General features: G+C 38.2%; 11 protein-coding genes. 1 reads left to right on the top strand and 10 read right to left on the bottom strand.

The genetic code is table 11. From position 1 onward, the window contains the following. Nucleotides 1-87: 87 nt before the first annotated feature. Nucleotides 88-501: a hypothetical protein gene (locus tag B0E34_RS19415; RefSeq protein WP_087712163.1), complete on the top strand. Its 414-nt coding sequence runs from the start codon at nt 88-90 to the stop codon at nt 499-501. Nucleotides 502-617: 116 nt separating this feature from the next. Here the strand turns inward: B0E34_RS19415 and polA are convergent, their stop codons facing one another. The 10 genes from polA to B0E34_RS19355 form a co-directional block, all read right to left on the bottom strand. Next, the gene (gene polA, locus B0E34_RS19410; RefSeq protein ID WP_087712169.1) at nt 618-3,455 is read right to left on the bottom strand and encodes a DNA polymerase I; all 2,838 of its coding nucleotides are present in this window, start codon (nt 3,453-3,455) and stop codon (nt 618-620) included. An 805-nt stretch (nt 3,456-4,260) separates the two neighbouring features. After that, complete coding sequence (locus B0E34_RS19400) at nt 4,261-4,611, bottom strand: immunity 51 family protein (protein WP_076392061.1); 351 nt, start codon at nt 4,609-4,611, stop codon at nt 4,261-4,263. 170 nt (nt 4,612-4,781) lie between these two features. Further along, complete coding sequence (locus B0E34_RS19395; RefSeq protein WP_087712159.1) at nt 4,782-5,282, bottom strand: toxin-antitoxin system YwqK family antitoxin; 501 nt, start codon at nt 5,280-5,282, stop codon at nt 4,782-4,784. A gap of 6 nt (nt 5,283-5,288) precedes the next feature. Next, entirely contained in the window at nt 5,289-6,908 is a 1,620-nt protein-coding gene (locus B0E34_RS19390; RefSeq protein WP_087712157.1) for a hypothetical protein, read from the bottom strand. A gap of 233 nt (nt 6,909-7,141) precedes the next feature. Further along, nucleotides 7,142-8,032 (bottom strand): hypothetical protein, encoded by an 891-nt coding sequence (locus tag B0E34_RS19380; RefSeq protein WP_087712153.1) that lies wholly within the window; start codon nt 8,030-8,032, stop codon nt 7,142-7,144. Between the two features lie 6 nt (nt 8,033-8,038). Beyond that, nucleotides 8,039-10,078, bottom strand: coding sequence for a type VI secretion system Vgr family protein (locus tag B0E34_RS19375; RefSeq protein ID WP_087712151.1), 2,040 nt, complete (start codon nt 10,076-10,078; stop codon nt 8,039-8,041). A gap of 232 nt (nt 10,079-10,310) precedes the next feature. Continuing rightward, entirely contained in the window at nt 10,311-10,718 is a 408-nt protein-coding gene (gene tssD / locus B0E34_RS19370) for a type VI secretion system tube protein TssD (RefSeq protein ID WP_084196398.1), read from the bottom strand. 369 nt (nt 10,719-11,087) lie between these two features. After that, the gene (locus B0E34_RS19365) at nt 11,088-12,080 is read right to left on the bottom strand and encodes a DUF2931 family protein (RefSeq protein WP_228423114.1); all 993 of its coding nucleotides are present in this window, start codon (nt 12,078-12,080) and stop codon (nt 11,088-11,090) included. 58 nt (nt 12,081-12,138) lie between these two features. Further along, on the bottom strand, nt 12,139-13,818 hold the full coding sequence (locus B0E34_RS19360; RefSeq protein WP_087712147.1) for a T6SS phospholipase effector Tle1-like catalytic domain-containing protein: 1,680 nt from the start codon (nt 13,816-13,818) through the stop codon (nt 12,139-12,141). 3 nt (nt 13,819-13,821) lie between these two features. After that, nucleotides 13,822-15,759, bottom strand: a complete 1,938-nt coding sequence (locus B0E34_RS19355; protein WP_087712145.1) for a type VI secretion system Vgr family protein — start codon at nt 15,757-15,759, stop codon at nt 13,822-13,824. Nucleotides 15,760-15,776: the final 17 nt, after the last annotated feature.

Here is a 15,776-nt window from a genome sequence, read left to right as displayed (position 1 = left end):
GTTTTAGTATTTGTGCAATTCTAAAATATTAATTTTAGACATTAAGCACCTCATGTTTTTCTCCGAATTCACGTTAAATAAATAAGCATGAAATTCTTTAAAAACATTATCTACTTCTTAACCATTTGTCTTGCCACATTATCATGTTCAACAAATTATTATACTGTTTTACTAACGGAAGACTCAAAAATCTATGCAACCGCAGATTCTTCTAATGTAGTTACGGTAATTCCGAAAGACACACAAGTATTTGTTTCATCTAGAGCCAATAAAAAAAATTATAAAAAAATAAAATGGGGCAATTATTCAGGATGGGTATATAATCCTATTTATACCACTTATAGTAATTATACAACTAGCTCTAATTCATATAATTCTTCATCTTACAAATCAAGCAGCACATCGTTTTCCGGCGGTACAGTTCATGTGAAGGGTTACACCCGAAAAGATGGAACTTATGTTAGACCACATGCAAGAAGTTCTCCTTCAAGAAGAAGATAAAGAGAATGCTTCAACACACTCAACACGACATCTCTAATACTTACCACCTTATTTTAGCAGCTCATTCGTGGCGACGTCATACTGAGCTTGCCGAAGCATCTCAGAATTTTTTAATATTAATGCGCTTCCAGCCAGTTATTCCCTACTCCAACCTCAACCAATAGCGGAACCTGCGTTTCAACGGCGTTTTCCATTTCCATTTTAATGATGTTTTTGGCAACTTCCACCTCATCAATCGGGGCTTCAAAAATTAATTCGTCATGCACCTGAAGCAGCATTTTTGTCTGCAGTTTTTCCTTTTCCAGTTCTTTCTGAATTTTAATCATTGCCATTTTTACCACATCTGCTGCGCTTCCCTGAACAGGAGCATTCACCGCATTTCGTTCCGCGTGACCGCGAACCACAAAATTATTGGAATTGATGTCTTTTAAATGACGTTTTCTGCCTAAAAGTGTTTCCACATAACCGACTTCACGGGCTTTTCTTACCTGTTCCGCCATGTATTCCTTCAGTTTCGGATAGGTTTCAAAATAGGCTTCAATCATTTGTTTGGCTTCAGTTCTGGAAAGTCCGGTCTGCTCTGCCAATGCAAAAGCGCCCTGTCCGTAGATGATCCCGAAGTTTACGGTTTTTGCCTGACTTCTCTGTGTTTTGGAAACTTCTTCCAATGGAATATTGAACAGTTTTGCCGCCGTAGAAGCGTGAATATCTTCCCCGTTCTGGAATGCTTTAATCATATTGTCTTCCCCGGAAATTTCGGCAATCAGACGCAGTTCGATCTGGGAATAATCGGCAGAAATAATTTTCTTTCCTTCTGCTGAAACAAACGCTCCACGAATTTGCTGACCTCTAAGAGTTCGGATCGGTATGTTCTGTAAATTCGGGTTTACACTCGCCAGACGACCTGTTGCAGCCGTAGTCTGTGAGAAATTGGTGTGAACACGGTTATCGGATTTTTCAATCTGTGACGGCAATGCATCAACGTAAGTCGATTTTAATTTCTGATAGGTTCTGTATTCCAGAATATGCTTGATAATTTCATGTTTTGAAGACAGTTTTTGAAGGACATCTTCCGAAGTTGCATACTGTCCGGTTTTTGTCTTTTTCGCTTTCGGGTCGAGCTGCATTTTTTCAAATAAAATTTCACCCAACTGTTTTGGAGAATTCATGTTAAATTCTTCCCCCGAAATCTCAAATATTTTAGATTCGAGTTGTCTTAAATCATTCTCCAGATCAATACTTTCCTGAGCCAGCCATTTTTCGTCAAGAGAAATTCCTTCCAGTTCCATTTTTGCTAAAACTTCCATCAAAGGCATTTCTATACTGAAGAATAAATCTTCTAAATTTTCTTTTTTAAGCTGTGGCGCAAACAATTCGTACAACTGGAAGGTTACGTCTGCATCTTCTGCGGCGTAATCGGTCTGGGTTCTGAGATCTGCATCACGGAAACTACCCTGTTTTTTTCCTTTTTTACCAATGATGGTTTCGATGGAAACAGGTTTGTAATTTAAGTAAACTTCCGAAAGATAATCCATCCCGTGTCTTCCGTCCGGATTTAAAAGGTAATGCGCAATCATGGTATCAAACATGGCTCCTTTTACCGTAATATCGTATCTTTTAAGGATTTTATAATCGAATTTTAAGTTGTGCGCTACTTTTACCAGATCTTCTTTCTCGAAAAACGGTCTGAAAATTTCCAGTGTCTGCAGAACTTCTCCCTGATCTTCGGATAAAGGAACATAATAAGCCAATCCTTTTTTGTAGGAAAAACTCATTCCGACCAATTCAGCTTCTAGTTCATTAAGAGAGGTGGTTTCGGTATCGAAGCAGACTACTTTTTGTTTTAATAAATTATTGACTAAAATTTTCTGTGCTTTCGGATTATCTACAAACTGATAAAGGTGATCATTCTGCTCAATCGTCGATTTTGTGGAGGTTGCCTGATCGAGATCTTCATAAGTGGCAAAAAGATCCAACTGTCCGACTGCCTGTGCAACTTTTTGCTGAGGAGTCGTTTCTGTAACCGTTACTTCAACTTCTGTAACTACATTTGGCGCTGCAGCCGGAGCAAAAGCACGGTAAAGATTTTCGTATAATCTACGGAATTCTATTTCTTCAAAAACTTCTTTTACTTTATCGAAATCAGGAGTTTCCAGATCGTACTCTTCCTGATGAAATTCTACAGGAGCATCGCAGATAATGGTCGCTAATTTTTTGGATAAAATTCCTCTTTCGGCTGAAGCTTCCACTTTTTCTTTCAGCTTTCCTTTAAGCTGATCTGTATTGGCTAAAAGATTTTCAATACTTCCGAATTCTTTCAGGAATTTCATGGCTGTTTTTTCACCAACGCCTTCCAGTCCGGGAATATTGTCGACTGCATCTCCCATCATCGCAAGAAAGTCGATTACCTGTTTCGGATCTTCGATTTCGTATTTGGCTTTGACTTCTTCAACGCCTAAAATTTCAATATCACCACCTTTAAGTCCCGGTTTATAAATTTTGATTTTATCGGTTACAAGCTGTGCAAAGTCTTTATCCGGCGTTACCATGAATGTGACGTAGCCTTCTTTTTCTGCTTTGCAGGCAATGGTTCCGATTACATCATCTGCTTCATATCCCGGAACTCCCAAAATGGGAATGTGCATTGCCTCTAAAATCCTGTGAATGTATGGAATCGCATTTTTAATGGCTTCAGGCGTTTCGCTTCGGTTCGCTTTATAATCTGAGAAGTCTTCGGTTCTTATACTTGCCTCTCCTACATCAAAAACCACTGCCAAATGGGTTGGTTTTTCTCTTCTGATCAGTTCAATTAAAGAATTCGTAAATCCGAAGATGGCAGAAGTGTCCAGACCTTTGCTTGTAAGCCTCGGATTTCTGATCAATGCGTAATACCCCCTGAAAATCATCGCATAAGCATCGATGAGAAATAACCTTTTATCTTGTGTTGCGTCCATATTTTCCATAAGGAACAAAGATAAGAAATTACTTTTCTTTTTCTTTTGTGTTGAATTAAAATAACGGTGCGAATTGTCTTCTGAAAGAATCTAAATGTTGAATTCTATTCTAAATATTTTTCTTTTATCTTGAATAAAGTTCAATACTTTTTTAGCAATGCCCGTGTCATTCTGACAAAGGAAGAATCTGAACGCCTTTTTATTATAACATTTTCTTTTGTCCTGAGACAAAAGAAACAAAAATTCAAGACCGGGAAGCTGAATGCTAAAAATGAATCCTATTCTCTAAAAATTCTAAAACTCGCGCGAATGGTAGATTGGTTCTTCGGTTTAAAATTCTGTCGCACTCAGACAGTAGAATTTTTTTAACGTTCATCTGATTCATTTTCTTAACGCTTCAGCTTCCGAAGTCGATTTTCAGGCAATATGAGCTGTCATTCTGACCAAGGAAGAATCTCAATTAACTACTTGTGTAAAGATTCTTCATTCCATAATGCTTCGCAAAATTCCAATCAGAATGACAAATGAGTACTAATCTTACTGAAAATTTCAACGGTTCCTTTGTTCTAGCCTCGATTGCAGCATTTGTCTGAGCTCATTTCTTTAGTTTCGGTTGCGGCGGCTTTGCCGCCGCAGCCGAAACTAAAGAAATAGCGAGTGCGGAAAGCGAGAAACAGCTCCCTAAAATATTTTCATTCACAGGATAAGAAAGAACAGATTTTGGATCGAAATTGTTTAAACAGTCGGAATGTTACAAATAAAAAAGACCTCAAATTGAGATCTTTTTGAATATTTTAAGGGATATTTAATCAATTTCGGCTTTTGAAAAGAGATCCTGAATCAGCATTTCGTCTTCGCAGGCTTTTTTGAATTCAGAAATAAATTCTTTCAGGCTTTCCGGATTGCTGGAGTAGGCACAGAACATATCGGCTTCCGGATCGAATTTAATGTCGTCCGACAGGTTCGGTTTTTTCTCTTCTACAAAAACTTTTGCCAGTGAAGTCCAGTCGTAACCGTTGCCTTCAAAACCTTCGTCTTTTCGCCATTCGAAAATTTCTGGTTTGTAAGTTCCCGCATTTAAACATACTGAATACGTTTTTTCTGAGGATACCCAAAAAAAAGGTTTAATAGCAGTCTCAAAATTATAGGCTTCCATAATGTTTTTTATTAAAATTAATAAGATATTAAAGTTAATAAATTTCTGAGCTCATTTATTTTTTATAACATTTATTAACTTTTGCCCTTTTTATTTTATGCTAAAAAATAAGACAGTTTCTTACGTTTCCTAAGATTAGTTAAAATCTAAAACATTACTATATAACTATTTTAGTTAATATTTAAATATGGATTCTCACTTTTGAACTCATAATTAAATAAATCTTCTTTGGAAAGCCTTAATAAATTTTGGAGATATTCCGGTAAATTTTCGCCATATTTCCCTGTATATGATTGGGTTTCTACAACTTCGCCATCAGAATTTTCCACAGATCTGATACAGTCATTATTGTAAACAATACTCGATATTACAACATCTCCTTCTTCATTAAATTCTTTGGAGACTCCAAAAATTACATTTCCTCTATTTTCATTGGTTTGTTCTAAAATTCCATTAGAATTATAAATATTTTCGATACCATTTTTATATCCGTTTTTATATTGGGCTTCAGACTCCAAAACACCATTAAACGTTACAAATATTTCACCAGTGAATGGTTCTTTAAATTCTTTGTCTAAAAAATAAACTGCATTTCCATTGATGTCATTTTTAGTGTAAAAACGATCATCAATATCTTCAAGTCTTAATTTTTTATTAAATAAATCCAACATATACTTTTAATTATGTCCGTGAGTATTAATTCCATCCGTTAAGAAACCACAATGTGGACATCTTACCTTCGGAGGAGGAGTTCCTCCATTATTTTTGATTGCATTATTTTGTAAATCTCTGTTATGGAGATCCATTTCTCTTATTGAATTTTCATCAACAGGCAATCCGGCTTCTCTTCTTGCTTTTAAAGCCTGATCATAAGCTCTCATTTCTGAGTGAGCGGCTAATCTGTTATCAGCAGTTTCGGGTGGTTTAATTTCACCGCTTTTAATTTTAGCTTCGTATTCCGCAACCTTTTGCTTTATAATAGGATCTGCTCCTCCAAGTTCCGGAGGATCTGTAAGCCATTTTTCATAAGCAGCCCTACCCGTTGCATTGGTTTTAAAATTCTGGCCAAAGAATGTTTTACCTGTTGCGGGATCATAAACTCCGGATAAACAAGGTCCTCTTTCTGAGGCACTTTGACTTCCTACAATCTCTTTTGCTTTTGCCTCCGTAGCTTCAACTAGTTTTTCCTGAGGAGTTTTAGGAGGGCTTTCGTAGGCATCTCCTTTTTTATTTTTATTAGAATTATTCTGTCCTTCGTCACCTTGTCCTTTACTTCTATTAGCACCTTCATCTTCAGGTGTCTGATTTCCTTCTTCTTTTGGTTGTCCTTCGTCTTTATTTGCTGTATTTCCGTCTTTATCTGTCGGCGTATTTCCATCTTTATCTCCTGCTGTATTCGGTTCTTCTACATGAGGAGTTGCCGGACCTTTAGCTCTAATGTTCAACAAATATAAGAAAAGAAGATAATCAGAAGGATGTGCCTGTCCGGTAAAAATACGTTGTCCCATTCCGATTTCCGGAACACCTCCATTTACCAACGCTGCTCCTGCGTCTCCCGCATCCTGAACATTTCCGTAAGCATGTTCATTTGCTAAGGAATTAAGTCCGAAAAGTGCTCTGCTTCCTCCCCAAATTCCTGTAAAACTTCCTGCAACATTCGATAGCACACTCGAAAATGTAGGCGCAGCAACGGCAAGTGAACCTCCCGCTAAACCAGAAACCAAAAATCCTCCCGCTCCGACTGCAGCTCCCCCCAAAGCACAGCCTGCAAGTTGAGTAACATAATTAAATCCTCCCAAAGCCAGAGCATGAGTCCAGCTTTTGATTTCAGGGGCAAATTTTACAACACCGCCGATAGAACAAGTCATGGTTTTATCGCCAGTAATAGCAGGAGTTCCCGTTAGCAGAAGATTTCCTTTGCTGTCACTCCAAGTTCTTGCAGTAGCATTTTTCTGTCCGCATTTCAAAGCTCCGTCAACGGCAGCAACAATCCCTCCTGCAACTCCGGCTGCTGCTCCAATTGCCATCATTCCGATTAATCCGATGGCTGCAACACCGCCTGTTCCGACGATAAGAGCCACAACAACTACAACAGCAATTGCCGTTATCAGAGCCGCCAACAACATATTTTTGGTGCATCCGAAGTCTATCCAACTGCTTGTTGCAGTATCTGCAACGGTGATGTAGACATCTCCAGAACTTTTTTTATTACTTTTTCTGGTTCCCTGTAACTGAGCGGGCATTGCGCCACTGGAGCACATCCAGAAATCTTTCTCTGTGATAATTTTATTTCCCATATCATGTTTTTTTAAGTATTTGCTTTCTTGTATGGGTAGTTATTTTATTTCTTTTATTAATCAGTTGATGTTCTAAACCATAACCGATTCTTTTGATATAATCTTCCTGATTTTCGCGGTATTTTTTTTCAATTAAAATGAATAAACCTCGGGCAGAATTTTTACGATCCAATTTTAAATTAAATTCGATGTAGTAATTTTTTAATGAAAACCTTTTAACAAAAGATTTTATGCTAAGATTCTGCGGTAACGTTTTCATTAGACATTTTAAATTTTAATATTTCATCGCTGTAGAAAGTATATTTCAATTTGTTGTAAAGATTTTCGGGATCGGCAATTTCTTCTCTGTTTAAAGAAGCTTCGATGATTCTTCCCGTAGTCTGATCTACTCTGAAAATTCCTCTTTCGTTGAGTGAAGTATTGAGTTTTTTGGTATCGATCTGATTGGCAAATTGTACATAAGCTCTGTTGTAGAAACCAATATTCAACAAAACAGAGGGTTCTCCTGAAAGTTCAGCAATCATTTCATCAGATGACAATAAAGGATTGCTTACATTTTTAAGATTGTAGCTCCAATGCACATTAGCAGAATTGAATAAATTCAACGCATTTTCCTTGTAACTTCCGGGGATTTTTCTCCCATAAATTTTATTGAAAAACATCAGAAAAAATTCATTATTCTGAATTCCTTCTATTAATTTTAATGGGTTTTGAAAAATATTATCATTCAGTACAATTGCATTTTTTATATCCGGATTATTCTCTGCAATAGCTTCCATTTCGGCTTTTGTATGATGCCATTTGGATCTAATGATCTCCATATTCAGCACTTCTGTTACTTTTCCTTCCGAATTTATTTTTAAATATAATTCGTTATATAATCTTGAAAAAGCGTTCGTTAGTGCCGCAATTTCTTTAATCAAAGGATTATTCGATTCCAATAAAATATGATCGAGCTGAATAATTTTAACCTCAACAAAATCCTCTTCGATTTTCAAAACACTGAAATCCCATCTCAATTGGGATTTTGAAGTCATATGAACATTCACTGCCTTGATATCTGATTCGATTGTTAATGTATATTGTTCAGAAAATTTATCTTTTATTTTAAATAAGCTATCCATAAAAAATTAATTTATAAATGCATCTCCACCATCGATTTTCGTAGGGCCTCCTCCAATATGGTTTGCCGGTGAAGAGACATCAATTCCCTGAGACGCCGCAATTCCGATTCCTTCACCTCCGATCCCGATAATTTTTCCCTTTACGATGATGGTTCCGTCCGAATTTAATGTAATTGAACTTGCTCCGGTTTTAATGGTTACATTGGTATCGCATTCCAAACTGATATTTCCGGCTTTATCCATCGATATTTTGGAATTTGCACCACCACCTTCTTTACTTCCGACATTGATAATATTGGTACTTCCCGCATTTACTGTATTGGCAGTTCCTACATTGACGGTTTTGTTGAGATTCGCATTGGTAACCGCATTCCCTGCTCCGTCAAATTTCATATTCGCGCCACCCTGATCGGTAAGAAAAACAGAACCTGCTCCATCATCCAGTTCCAGTTTGTTACCGCTTCGGCTGCTTAAACTTTTAATATTATTTCCTGCACCACCACCTGCTCCAATTGCACCATGAAACATTCCACCCATCACGAAAGGTCGATCGGGATGCTGATGAACAAAATTAACGATCACCTGATCCCCGACTTCCGGAATTGCCATAAAACCACGGTTTTTATTCACTTTATCGCTGCTTCCCGCATCGGGAGTCATTACACGGATGTATTCTGTAGTAGTTGCGCCGTTTTGCCAGTCGAATTGTACCCTTACTCTTCCCTGATTCATCGGATCTGAGTTGGAAATCACTTTGGCAAACTGAGGTTCCGCCTTCGGCAACTGAAATTCAGGACGCGGAATAAATCCTGTGTCTGAAGCAATCGCTTCAAAAGTTCCGGTGTAATATCCTCTTGCATCTACTTCATGATTAACTTCAATAATCATTAATTTGGTGAAATAAGCGGTCGCGTTCGTATCGGTTTTTCTCATCTCGATATCGGCAATACAGCCCGGATAAAGAAAAGGAATGGTAGTTTCACCCGAAGTAATGAAGACATCGGAAGCTTTACTTCCGGCGGTTCCTTTCTGTGAAGCATCAATATCCATAAAAGAGGCTGCTTTAATGGGAGCAACTCTTAAAGATGGCGTCGTAAACGTTCTTTCTGAAATTTCATACGCTCTTTTAGCAATATCTGAGGTATGATTTATTTTTGAACTTCCTGTTGTTAATTTTTCGTTTTTACTGCTGTTGTAGCCGTAGAATGTAGGATTTACGTGCTGGGCTTTCATTTTGATCTTCACATCATTTACACTGCTTCCGTACGTGAGTTTTACAGGTTTTTCCTGTGGAGGAAGTTTTCCGAAATGCAGCACTTCACCGTCATAAAAAAACTGTTCGCCATAAGCTTCCGCAATTCTTGCCAGATAATTGTAGTGGGTTTCTTCATACTGAGAGCTGTAAGAAACATTTCCGTGTTGTGCATCTACGCGAAAATCGAATTTCCCCTGCCCGAAACCTTCTTTAATCACCTCATTGGCAATGCTGTTCAGGCTGATTTCCTGTGCGCCGCCAAAACTCTGAATATGAGGAGCCGCATCCAGCAAAACCGTCGGACTGCATCCTGTAAGAACTATATTTCCGAGGCTTCCTTTTTCCTGACTGAAACCAACTTCCGTGATAACTCCTACAAAACTTCTTTCCGGACCGTCTTCGAGGTCTTTATATTTAAAAACTACGGTAATTCTTTTGCCTAAAAAATTCTGAGCCGCTTCCAGATTATGGTTTTCTGCACGTCCTAAAGTATCGTGTGCTAATAAAAGACTGAATTCATGATGTCTTGTCGCACTTTGTTTTAACTGAAAGTGTTTAAAATGTTTTACTGCTTTTCCTTCAACAATAATATCCAGCTTTACCACACGGTTAATTCCCTGAATCTGACTTTCGGGAATTGCCTTTGCATTATGTATTTTCGAAGTCGGCTGCTGAGACCAGAACTTTTCATCCACTATAACAGGTTTATTCGGCTGTAAATTCTCATTCATCAGCATTGAAGATTCTCCTTTTGAAGAAGGCGTTTTGGGTATATTTTCATCCTTAAACATAGCCTGATATTTTGTGATTTGATGTGTTTTGTTTTAAATGCTAAAATTTATCCGACTTTACATCAAATAAATTTTTGTTATCAAATTTCAATGTAACTTCTATTTTTAAAGAATTCATTGAAAAAGATGAAATAATTCAGTGTAAAAAAGAAAAAACAGAATAGCTACTCTTTTGAGCCATGCTATTCTGTAACCAATTTTATTTTTACTAAGATGATTGTTGTGTTTTGAATTACTTAGCTCCGGGCCATAAACCTTCATACTTAGAATTTCCATAGTCGATGGTTTCTGCGCTGATCACAAAGCTGATGAGCATACTGTTTTCATCCACTGCATCGAAATCCACTTCATGCTGGATTACATATCCGTTTTCCCAACCCAGAGTTATTAAGGTTCCTTCTTCGTGGGATTTGTTGAATGTAATTTCGCCGGTTGTAGGTTTGTATTTCCCGTTAAGCAAGCTTTCCAGGATGTCGGATTTTTCTGTAGCTTCTACTGTAACCTTAATCAGTGCATTGGAAGGATCTGATGCTACTCTGCCGGAAACGTCCGTAGATCTCGAAACGCTGTAGTTCAGCTTTAATAATTTTTGTCCTTCGCCGCCGTTGAATTTTAAGATTCCTCTTGAATTTGCTGCCATGATTCGTAAATTTTAATCGTTAATATTTTGTGATTTGGTTGATTTGGTATTCCAAAGATATAACACCTTTTTTCAATCCGAAAGGAATTAAGCAGTAATCTCAGTTTTTGTAGTAGTTCTACGACTTCGTGTAGTAATTCTACGATTAAAGAAATATTTTTAAAATTAAAACATTAATAATCAAATATTTAAATCGTTTTAAAACATGAAAATTTAGCTAAATTTAAACACTAAAAAGAGAAATATTAAGATTTAATTAAGATATTTTTACTATTTCTTAACGGTTAGAAATTGAAATTAAAACAAGAATTCCGATGAAAAAAAATTTTCACCGGAATTCTATAAACTAAACTGAGAATTGAATTATTTTTATTGATAGGAGTCGTGAAATTCTCTTTCTGCCCTGAATATTCTTATGCTGTCTGCTTTAATGGGCTGATTGTTAATGAAAATATCAAAACTGCTGTTGTCTTTTGCTACTTTAAAATCTAACTGAAAGTCTTTTCCTGCTTTTTCGAACTCAGTGTTAAGCCTTTCCCAATTGAAATACGCTCTTCCGATAAACTGTTCGCCTTTTGCTGTTTCCCAGATAAAATTCAGTTCTTTTGGAACCGCTCTTTCTCTTGAAGGAATTTTATCGATCCACGAACGGAGAATAACTTCTTCTTCGGCGTTGTAATAACTGATATTGGATTCGAATAATTTAAAAGCCGGATTTTCTGAAGTAATCTGCGGTTTCCAACTGTATTTTTTTCTGTAGTCTTCCCATTCTTTAGGTTCCGCATCCAAAAATCTGTTCTTTTTCATTTCCTCACGCGTTACGGAAAGTTTCGAAAAAAACTTCTGCTCAAGCTGTTGATCATCTTTTACGATTTCAGCCTGAAATTTTCCCAGCTCAATCTGAACGGCTCGGAATCTCAGCCATACTACAACCATCCCTTTCGGGGCAAAACCAAAAACAAGCGTTGTAAAACTGTTGTATGGATTTTCTGCGCTGCTGTATTTTTCATTCCTTCCCAGATTTTTATATTCTTCCAAAGGTTTATCGTAAAGAGAAGCTTCGCGCTGCGCATACGCACGCTGCATGTAGTCTTTGATTTTTTCCACCGGAAAGTCTGCCTTCAGATGATAAAAAGTATCTTCATATCTGGAAAAATAAGTTACATCTATTCCGACGGGAGTTCCGTTCTGCTCTGTCCAGCCTTTCCCTGAATTCCCCCACGTTCCCGACGAACTTCCGTAAGGCAGACTCGCGGGAACACCTTCCAGAGTGGTGATTTTATCTTCTACAGGCGTTACAATCATATTGTTATTCGGACTGCTTATTTCTACGTTAAATTCCGGCAACTGTTCTTCTTTCATTTTCTGGCAACTTATATTCTGAAAAAGGAGGATTAAAAAAAATACTATTTTTATCGTTTTATCCATTCTGTATGTTTCTTTTGCGGTATTGTGCAGCCAATGCACCTCTTCTTTTCGGGGCATTATCGTTAGGTCGCGCATCCAGACCAATCTGGTTGGCCTTTACAGACCAGTGAAGATATTTATTTCTTAACACTTTAAGGTCTTCTTCTTTGATATGTCCCAGATACGAAATTGCTTTGATATCCTGCTTGTATTTGGCAACTGAAGGCTTCTTTCCGGCTTTAATATCTTCCACATACTTATTTCTGAGTTGGTTACACGCATTGGTGTATGATGAAAGCTGACTGTAAATTCCGGTTAAAAAGGGATCGTTGATTTTATGATTTTCGTTGATGAGATCTTCAAGATATTTCACTTCATGCTGTCTGGAATAATGAAACATCTGGTTTAGGGGGATTTTATCATATTTATTGGACAAGTTTCTGGTTCCCACCAAGCCATAATACATCGATATTTTATTCCACCACCGGTCGTAGTTCACATCTTTTTGCCTGAAAGATTTAATTTCCAACTGCTCATCATGATACCACCCTTCCTCTACTACAATTTTTTTAAATGCTTCGCATTCTTTGTGGGTAAATACATTATTGTAGGGATCGTAAGAATCGCAATATAAAACAGAAATTTCATCTCCTTCTCCGTAAGATCCGCCAATATCGGAATGAACTCCGGGAAGGGTAAACTCCAGTCCGTATAAACCTGTGCTGTCGATATTCGTTAAATCAAAATTATCTCTGTATTCATCATCCGAAGCAAGCTGAAGAACAAAATTTACTTTTCCGCCTCCAATAGTGTCTAAACCAAGCTGTTTAGTATCATCATCAATCCCGAAACCTCCTCTGTGGTTGAGTCCGTAAGAAGCAACCGTATCATACAATCCTGCAAAACGGAATCTTATCTCTTTAACCTCAAGATCCTGCGCAAGAAGACAGGCTCCGAAATACCCGTGCCGCATAATGAACTGCGACTTGGAGCCATCTTTATCCTTTATTGTAACCGTTTCATTATTAATAAATTCGGGAGGAAAAACCTGTAATGTTTCATTTCCTAAAGCATAAGAAATTATTCCCGGAGAGTTTGCAACGTGTATAAAATGTCTCGCCGCCGCAGCTCCTCTACTGAAACCAAAGACATTTACGGTAAGAACCCCGATCGGTTTCGTGTTATTTTTAAGTTTATTTACGATGGCTTCAGCGCCTTTTTTACAGCCTTTTGCCACTTTTGCCACCACTCCTGTATCTCCGGTTCCCTGTGCAACGCCTTTTAAAATGCTGTCGCTTTTTCTGTCCTCTGTTCCGATTCCCTCAATATACCATGAAACCTGATTCTGTGCATTCGGATCAATCGTATCATAACCACGGGCGACATTCGTGAACTCGTTGTTGTAACTGTCGTCTTTATCGCTGCTTGCTTCTTTAAAATCTCCGCCAAGCCGGGTATTGGTTTTGTTATTCTGGGTTCCGTCAAAAAAAAGATTCAGGCTTATATCAATGGTATTAACGGGTTTATCATCGGGATTAATGGTTTCTGCTTTGTTATAGCTTACTCCCGTTCCGTTTCCCTTCTGTTCCACGGTTGCCGCACTGTTATGACTGATGCCTTCTTTGGCAAAAGTTCTGGAATCTCCATCAAAACGGGTGACCGCTTTACCTTCTACAAAATATTCAATGCTCATTTTTTAGTGATTTTTAGATTTCTCGCCACTATTGTTCTGAACTTCTTTTTCTGCGTGATGTTCCACTTTTCCCTGACTGTTAACCTCAACACCTTTAAGGCTGGTTAATTTATGTTCTTTTTCGCCATAGACTTCCATATCGCCTTTTACATAATGACTCATTTTTCCGACAACATTCGTCATGAAATCGGCTCCTGTAGAAAGATATTTCATGGAACCTACACTTTCTGTATGATTTGCCATGATGGTGTCGGATTTATTCATTCCGACATTGGTGCTCATATTTTCGCCGACGTTGATGTTCATGTTCCGGCAGTTGAACGTCATGGTTTCAGGAGCTGTAATGGTGATGTTGCTTCCGGTGGTGTCTAAATGAATTTTATTTCCCGATTTATCGGTAATGACGATGCTTTCATCCTCTGTAAAAATAATTCTGTGACCGCTTCTCGTCTGGATAGATTTTACTCTGTTATCCACTCCGCCGCCGAGACCGATTCCGCCATGGAACATTCCGCCCATCACAAAAGGTCGGTCGGGATGACTGTGAACGAAATTCACCATCACCTGATCTCCGACTTCGGGAATTGCGACATATCCTCTGTTTTGGTTCACCTGATCGGTTCCTCCCGCATCGGGACTCATCATTCTGATAAAATGCGTTGTATCATTGGTTTGCCAGTCGAATCTTACCTGAACTCTTCCCTGTCCTTCCGGATCTGTATTGGAAATTACGGTAGCAATCTGCGGTTCGGCTTTTGGAATTTTAAATTCGGGTTTAGGTAAAAATCCGGTGTCTGAAGCTATTCCTTCGAAGCTTCCTTTGTAATGACCGATGGTATCAATTTCATGAGTAACTTCCGTCACCATGATTCTCGTAAAATAATCGGATTCGTTGCTGTCTAATTTTCTCATCTGGACATCCACGACACAACCCGGATGCAAAAAAGGAACGGTTGTATTTCCTGAAAATGAAAATACGCTCACCGCTTCACTTCCTGCCGCACTTTTCTGAGAATATTCTACGTCAAGATGAGTGGAAGCTTTAATGGGCGCAACCTGTAATGCAGGGGTTTTAAATATTTTTTCGTTGTGAGAATAAGCTGTTTTTGCCAAATCTCCCACATGCTGAACCGGCGTTTCACCCGAAGTCAGTTTTTCATGTTTACTGCTGTTGTAACCGTAAAACTGGGGTTTTGTGTGTACTGCTTTTAATTCAACCTTAATATCATTGGCGCTGCTTCCGTAGGTTAATTTGATCGGTTTGTTCTGAGGCGGAAGTTTTCCGAAATGCAATACTTCGCCGTCATAATAAAACTGTTCGCCATACGCTTCAGCCATTCTTGCCAGATAATTATAATGCGTTTCATCGTACTGACTGCTGTAAATAATCTGCGAATAATCGTTGGTATCCACTCTCACATCAAAACGGCTGGAATCGATCCCCTGTTTGATGACTTCGTTGGCAATGATTCCCATATTAACTGGTGAACTTCCTCCAAAACTCTGAATATGCGGCGCTCCGTCGAGTAAAATGGTCGGGCTGTACCCTGTTAACACAATATTTCCAAGGCTCATTTTTTCCTGACTGAAACCTACTCCTGTAATGACTCCGACAAAGGTTCTTTCGGGGCTGCTTTCAATATCTTTGTAGGAAATAACGGCTGTTAAACGTTTTCCGAGAAATTTATTGGCTTCTTCGAGGGTATGAGTCTGTCGGTCACCTAAAGCGTCATGAGCCAATGTCACGCTGAATTGGTGGTGGCGTTTTGTACTTTGGGTAAGTTGAAAATGCTTGTAATATTTAATCACTTTTCCTTCGATCACGAGAGAAAGTTTTACCAGACGGTTGATTCCTGTATGATGATTCTGGGAAATTCCGTCTGCATTCTGCGATGGGCGGAAGGAAGGATTCTGTAGTATATTTTGTGATTCTGTTTTCATATTTCCTGTGATTTGGT

The sequence above is a fragment of the Chryseobacterium mucoviscidosis genome (assembly GCF_002177115.1).
Taxonomy (GTDB): Bacteria; Bacteroidota; Bacteroidia; order Flavobacteriales; family Weeksellaceae; genus Chryseobacterium; species Chryseobacterium mucoviscidosis.
Note: the sequence above shows the minus strand (reverse complement) of the source record. Positions and strands in the feature narration are given on the sequence as shown.

Excerpts from the sequence above, each read along its gene's own strand:
- B0E34_RS19415 (WP_087712163.1), top strand. The coding sequence starts at position 88 with ATGAAATTCTTTAAAAACATTATCTACTTCTTAACCATTTGTCTTGCC.
- B0E34_RS19360 (WP_087712147.1), bottom strand. The coding sequence starts at position 13,818 with ATGAGCATTGAATATTTTGTAGAAGGTAAAGCGGTCACCCGTTTTGAT.
- B0E34_RS19355 (WP_087712145.1), bottom strand. The coding sequence starts at position 15,759 with ATGAAAACAGAATCACAAAATATACTACAGAATCCTTCCTTCCGCCCA.
- B0E34_RS19390 (WP_087712157.1), bottom strand. The coding sequence starts at position 6,908 with ATGGGAAATAAAATTATCACAGAGAAAGATTTCTGGATGTGCTCCAGT.
- polA (WP_087712169.1), bottom strand. The coding sequence starts at position 3,455 with ATGGACGCAACACAAGATAAAAGGTTATTTCTCATCGATGCTTATGCG.
- B0E34_RS19365 (WP_228423114.1), bottom strand. The coding sequence starts at position 12,080 with ATGAAAGAAGAACAGTTGCCGGAATTTAACGTAGAAATAAGCAGTCCG.
- B0E34_RS19375 (WP_087712151.1), bottom strand. The coding sequence starts at position 10,078 with ATGTTTAAGGATGAAAATATACCCAAAACGCCTTCTTCAAAAGGAGAA.
- B0E34_RS19380 (WP_087712153.1), bottom strand. The coding sequence starts at position 8,032 with ATGGATAGCTTATTTAAAATAAAAGATAAATTTTCTGAACAATATACA.
- tssD (WP_084196398.1), bottom strand. The coding sequence starts at position 10,718 with ATGGCAGCAAATTCAAGAGGAATCTTAAAATTCAACGGCGGCGAAGGA.
- B0E34_RS19400 (WP_076392061.1), bottom strand. The coding sequence starts at position 4,611 with ATGGAAGCCTATAATTTTGAGACTGCTATTAAACCTTTTTTTTGGGTA.
- B0E34_RS19395 (WP_087712159.1), bottom strand. The coding sequence starts at position 5,282 with ATGTTGGATTTATTTAATAAAAAATTAAGACTTGAAGATATTGATGAT.